We start from the raw sequence: 5,531 nt of genomic DNA, 5'->3' as shown, positions 1-5,531 counted from the left end.
CCGCGGACCAGCTCACCGACATGATGGTGGCCACGGTCAACGAGGGGACCGCCGGCGTTGCCGCGATCCCCGGGGTGAGCGTGGCCGGCAAGACGGGCACCGCCCAGTCGACCGAGTCGCGTCCGCCGTACGCCTGGTTCGTGTCGTTCGCGCCCGCCGACGACCCGCAGGTCGCGGTCGCGGTGATGGTCGAGGCCAGCGACACCGCACGGGACGAGATCGCCGGTGGCACCCTCGGCGGGCCGATCGCCAAGGCCGTCATGCAGGCGGTGATGGGTTCGTGAGCATTCCTGAGCACGATCGCTTCGCCGACGACTCCCACCGCTACGCCCTGACCTCACGGCTGGCCACGGGTGGCATGGGTGAGGTCTGGCGCGGCCGGGACACGACGCTGGGCCGGCCGGTGGCGGTCAAGTTGTTGAAGGCGGAGTATGCCGACGACGCGATGTTCCGTCGACGCTTCGAGAACGAGGCCCAGCACGCCGCCTCGCTGCACCACCACGGCATCGCCAGCGTCTTCGACTTCGGTGAGGCCTCCCCGATCGACGGCCCCGGCGACGGCACCGGGACTCCGCGCCCCTACCTCGTGATGGAACTCGTGGAAGGCCAGCCGCTGTCCGCGCTGCTGCGCCCGGGCGAGCCCCTCGACGTCGAGGTCACCCGCGACCTGATGGCGCAGACGGCCGACGCCCTCGGGGCTGCTCACCGCGCCGGGATCGTGCACCGCGACGTCAAGCCCGGCAACCTCATCGTCACCCCGGACCGGCGGATCAAGGTCACCGACTTCGGCATCGCGCGCGCCGCCGACGGGCTGGCCCTGACCGAGACCGGTCAGGTGATGGGCACGCCCGCCTATCTCTCGCCCGAGCAGGCCGAAGGCGGCTCCGCCACGGCTGCCTCCGACGTCTACAGCCTCGGCTGCGTCGCCTTCGAGTGCCTGGCCGGCCGGCGCCCCTTTGCTGCCGACACGGCGGTTGCCACCGCGGTCGCGCACCTGCGCCAGCCGGTGCCCGCGCTACCGTCGTCGGTCCCGGTCGACCTGGCTGCCGTCGTGACCCGCGCGCTCGCGAAGGACCCGTCCGAGAGGTACGCCGACGGGTCGGCCTTCGCGGCTGCGCTGCGTTCGCCGTCCGCGGCCACGGCCCTGATCCCCGTCGCCGTCGGTGACTCCGCAACCGTTTCTCAGCCAGGATCGGTTGCCCAGCCACCGACCGAGACCCAGGTCCTGGCCCCGACGACCGCGACCCCGGCGCACGCGCCGGCCCCACGGCGGACGAACGTGCTCCCGTGGTTCCTGCTGGGCGCGGCGCTCGTCACCGCGGCGCTGATCATCTGGCAGATCGTCGGCAACGCCGGCGGGTCCCAGGACCAGCCGACCGGCCAGCGGACGCCGAGCCAGACCCGCAGCCAGACCCAGTCACCGAGCCAGACACCGAGCGAGACCACGCCGACGCCGGCCGAGGAGAGCATCGAGGTCAACGAGGGCGACTACCTCGGCGACGACGTCAAGGACGCGGAAGCAGCACTGAAGAGCCTCGGACTCAAGGTCCGCCGGGAGAAGCTGGACAACCCCGGCGACGAGGCCGAGAACGCCGTGGCGGGAGTGAACCCGTCGGGCACGCTGGTCAAGGGTGACGAGGTGACGCTGAGCTACTGGGGCAAGGCGCCGAAGAAGCCGGCCGAGGCCCCCACGCCGACCCCCACGATCACTGCGACACCGGTCCCGACCGTCACGCCGACCGCGAGTCCGATCCCGTGAGAGGGCGAGCGATGAGCACCGAGTCGAGAGGCGAGCGATGAGCACCGAGCCGGGAGGCGAGCGATGAGCACCGAGCCGACCGTGATCGGCGGCCGCTACGAGCTCGCCGAGCTGTTGGGGCGCGGCGGGATGGCGGAGGTCCGCAAGGCGCGCGACACCCGGCTCGGCCGGACGGTCGCGGTCAAGCGCCTGCGCACCGACCTCGCCAGCGACGCGACGTTCCAGGCCCGCTTCCGGCGCGAGGCGCAGTCCTCGGCCTCGCTCAACCACCCCTCGATCGTGTCGGTCTATGACACCGGCGAGGAGATGTCGACCGACGGCTCGGACGTCGCCCAGCCCTACATCGTGATGGAGTGCGTGCAGGGCCGCACCCTGCGCGACATCATCCGCGAGGGTCGCAAGATCCTGCCGGAGCGCGCGCTCGAGATCACCAGCGACGTGCTGGCCGCTCTCGACTACAGCCACCGCGCGGGGATCATCCACCGCGACATCAAGCCGGGCAATGTGATGCTCACACCGGCCGGCGACGTGAAGGTGATGGACTTCGGCATCGCCCGGGCCGTCTCCGACGCCAGCTCGACGATGACGCAGACCGCTGCCGTGGTCGGTACGGCGCAGTACCTCTCCCCCGAGCAGGCGCGCGGCGAGACCGTCGACTCGCGCTCCGACGTCTACTCCACCGGTTGCCTGCTCTACGAGCTCCTCACCGGCCGGCCGCCGTTCGTCGGCGACAGCCCGGTCGCGGTGGCCTACCAGCACGTGCGCGAGAACCCGGCCCCGCCGTCGGACCACGACGACCAGCTCGACGCCGAGATCGACGCGATCGTGCTGAAGTCGCTGGCCAAGCGGGTCGAGGACCGCTACCAGAGCTCGGCGGCGATGCGTGCCGACATCGAGCGCTACCTCGCGGGCCACCCCATCCAGGCCGCGCCGCCGCCGCTCGCGCCGCTCGACGACGTCGGCTCGGCGGCGCACGCGACCCAGCTCATCCCCACGACCGCTGCCGCCCAGATGCCCGCGGTCGCCGCCGGGCCGCCACCGGAGCACCGCCAGCGCAGCCGGACCGGCCTGATGTTCCTCATCGGCTTCCTGGTCGTGGTGGTGATCGCCGGTGCGGCCTACATCCTGCCCGGACTCTTCGAGAAGCCGGTCGATGACACCCAGGTCCCCGCCCTCGTCGGGATGACTCAGAACGAGGCTCGAGCAGCGATCCGCGACGCCGGGCTGGCGGTCGGGACCATCGATCGACAGTCGTCGGACACCGTGCCCGCGGATGAGGTGATCCAGCAGGACCCCAACCGGGACCTGTACGTCTCTCCGGGCAGCGCAGTCGACTTCACCCTCTCCCTCGGGGTGCCCGAGGTGGACGTGCCGTTCGTCCTGGGGCAGCCCAAGGACAGTGCCCGCACCGTGCTGGAGAGCAACAACCTCAAGGTGAAGTTCGCGACCGAGGAGTCCGACGAGCCGAAGGACAACGTCGTCCGGACCGAGCCGGCAAGCGGCCAGCGGGTCGCCGAGGGCACGACCGTCACCGTGTTCATCTCCGCCGGGCCCCAGGGCGTGCCCAACGTCGTGGGCATGCGCCAGGCAGACGCCGAGCGCGCCATCCGCGCCGCCGGCTTCGCGGTCGAGGTCGTGGAGACGGCCGAGACCACCGAGCCGAAGAAGACCGTGATCCGGCAGATCCCCGCGGACGGCACCGCCGACCAGGGCGACACGATCACGCTCTTCGTGTCGATCTACGAGCCGCCCGTGGTGACGCCGACGCCCACGGAGACCCCGATCCCGACCGAAACGCCGGCCCCGGTGCCGACGCCGTTGCCGACGACGCCCGCAGCGGTCCCGACGTCGTCGACCGTGCCGTCACCCTCGGCCCGCCGCCGCTGAGGGCCCGCCGCCGCTCAGGGCCCGCCGCGCCGCTGCGGGTGCCGCTCAGCCGGCGCTGGGCAACGGCGTGGCGTAGGTGAGGTCGAGCAGTCCCTGGTAGCCCGGGGCGACCGCGTGCGGCAGCACCTCGGCGGCGTACTCCACACCGCCGCGCGGATCGGCCGCGGCCTCGCGATAGATGTCGAGGTAGGAGTCGCCGTCCAACGAGTCGAGCATCAGCGCGGGCATCCCGATGCCGATGATCTCGTAGGGCGGGTAGTAGGGCACGCCATGAAGGCTGACCAGGTTGCCGTCGCACTTGATGCCGGTGGTGGTGATCAGCCGCTGGCCCTGGATGGTGACGGCCTCGGCGCCGGCTCGCCACATCGCGTTGGCCACGGCCTGGATGTCCTGCTGGTGGACGATGACGTCGAGCGGGTCGCGGGTGGTGTCCTCGAGCACGTCGTCGGGAGCGTCGTCCAGGGTCACCTTGACTGCCGGCCCCGCCCGCGGGGTGAGTCCGGCCGGGTCGGCCAGCGTCGCGACCTCCCGCTGGGCCCGGTTGACGCTGCGATCACCCAGACCGGCGCTGAGGTCCTCGATCTCGCCTCCGAGTCGCGCCACCTCGGCCGTGAGCTCATTGGTCTCTCGACGCTCGGCCTTGACGACCGAGGCGAAGTCGGTGTAGCGGCCACCTCGCAGATCCGTGCCGCCGCTCTGCTCGGCACTGATCGCGAACAACGCCCCCGACAAGAGCACCATCACGGGCGTACCGATCCGCCACGCCAGCGCTGCCCTGGACCGCTGGTGGGCGCCACCGCCGGCGTGGGTGGGGCGAGGATCGGACTCGGTGGGCATGGCGACTACGCTAACTCCCCGGTGGGTGCCCCCGCCGCAGACCGTATGACCAACAGGAGTGTTGTTGTGGCCAAGTCCCCTGCGACGTACGTCCAGACCGAGGCGAAGATCGTCTCGGTGAGGTTCGTCGTCTCACTGCTGCTCATCGTGGCCGGCATCGCGTGGATCCTGTTCTACTACCTCGGCGTGCGCCCCGACCCGACGGTCTTCCCGGCGCCCAAGGCCAGCCCCAAGGCGATCGCCGACCTCGGGATGTGGAACTACGCCATCGGCTTCGGGGCCCTGCTCGTCGGGCTCGCGATCTCCGCGCACCCGGTCACCCCGCTCGGTCGCGGCCGCGGCGTCGTGGTCGGCATGCTCGGCTGCTTCCTGATCGGGCTGTTGTGGATCTGCACCTTCTACGTCTTCTCCAACGACCTCAGCACCGTGCCGGTCTTCAACGACCTCGGCCAGTGGAACCTGATGATCGGCATCGCCTTCATGGCGGTCGGCTTCACCTTCGCCACCCGCTGGGAGTGAGTCGCCCGCCCCTCGCGGCCAGCCGGTCCTGAGCGTTCTGCGGTGAATTACACGCGTGTAGTTATCCACAGGTGAGTCCACAGCTGTGCATGAAGCGGGCGCTCGCCAACGCCCACGTCCTGCGGCGGTGGGGAGATCGAGCGTCAGGCGAGCGCGGCGCTACGCACCACGATCAGCACCACCAGGAGTGCGGCCAGACCGAGCAACCCGAGCGCCTGCACCTGGGAGCGCCGTGCGCGCGGCGAGTAGACGAGGACGGCAGCAATCGCCAGGCCCCCGAGCAGCCCGCCGAGGTGGGCCTGCCATGAGATGAACTGGGAGCCGAGCACCGTGATCACCACGTTGATGCCCAGCCAGGTGAGGATCGTGCGCACGTCGCCGCCCACCTTGAAGGCGATGACGAGGAGCGCACCCATCAGCCCGAAGGTGGCACCCGAGGCACCGAGGGTCGCACCGTTCTCCGCTGCCAGCCAGTAGACGGCCGTCGAGCCGGCGAGGGCAGAGAGCAGGTAGAGCGCCAGGAAGCGGG

6 protein-coding genes are annotated in these 5,531 nt (G+C 71.1%); 4 read left to right on the top strand and 2 right to left on the bottom strand.

The genetic code is table 11. The features are described from left to right. The 3 genes from RMO85_RS04450 to pknB all read left to right on the top strand — a co-directional run. Positions 1-284 (top strand): penicillin-binding transpeptidase domain-containing protein (locus RMO85_RS04450; protein ID WP_310526729.1); only part of this gene is annotated, 284 nt, incomplete at its 5' end. Next, positions 281-1,759, top strand: coding sequence for a protein kinase domain-containing protein (locus tag RMO85_RS04445; protein ID WP_310526728.1), 1,479 nt, complete (start codon positions 281-283; stop codon positions 1,757-1,759). The genes RMO85_RS04450 and RMO85_RS04445, both read left to right, overlap by 4 nt. 63 nt (positions 1,760-1,822) lie before the next feature. After that, complete coding sequence (gene pknB, locus RMO85_RS04440; protein ID WP_310526727.1) at positions 1,823-3,646, top strand: Stk1 family PASTA domain-containing Ser/Thr kinase; 1,824 nt, start codon at positions 1,823-1,825, stop codon at positions 3,644-3,646. Between the two features lie 45 nt (positions 3,647-3,691). Here the strand turns inward: pknB and RMO85_RS04435 are convergent, their stop codons facing one another. Next, positions 3,692-4,483, bottom strand: coding sequence for a DUF881 domain-containing protein (locus RMO85_RS04435; RefSeq protein WP_310526726.1), 792 nt, complete (start codon positions 4,481-4,483; stop codon positions 3,692-3,694). 66 nt (positions 4,484-4,549) lie between these two features. Between RMO85_RS04435 and RMO85_RS04430 the strand changes: the two genes are divergently transcribed. Beyond that, complete coding sequence (locus RMO85_RS04430; RefSeq protein ID WP_310526724.1) at positions 4,550-5,002, top strand: cell division protein CrgA; 453 nt, start codon at positions 4,550-4,552, stop codon at positions 5,000-5,002. 143 nt (positions 5,003-5,145) lie between these two features. Here the strand turns inward: RMO85_RS04430 and RMO85_RS04425 are convergent. Then, positions 5,146-5,531, bottom strand: a 386-nt coding sequence (locus RMO85_RS04425) for a rhomboid family intramembrane serine protease (RefSeq protein ID WP_310526722.1), incomplete at its 5' end; no start/stop codon positions are given.

Origin of the sequence: Nocardioides sp. (genome assembly GCF_031422975.1) — a bacterium.
In the GTDB taxonomy this organism is placed as follows: Bacteria; Actinomycetota; Actinomycetes; order Propionibacteriales; family Nocardioidaceae; genus Nocardioides.
The sequence above is the reverse complement of the archived record's forward strand: the minus strand, read 5'-3'. Positions and strand labels throughout refer to the sequence as shown.

Coding starts and splice junctions, on each gene's coding strand:
- RMO85_RS04435 (WP_310526726.1), bottom strand. CDS start 4,483: ATGCCCACCGAGTCCGATCCTCGCCCCACCCACGCCGGCGGTGGCGCC.
- pknB (WP_310526727.1), top strand. CDS start 1,823: ATGAGCACCGAGCCGACCGTGATCGGCGGCCGCTACGAGCTCGCCGAG.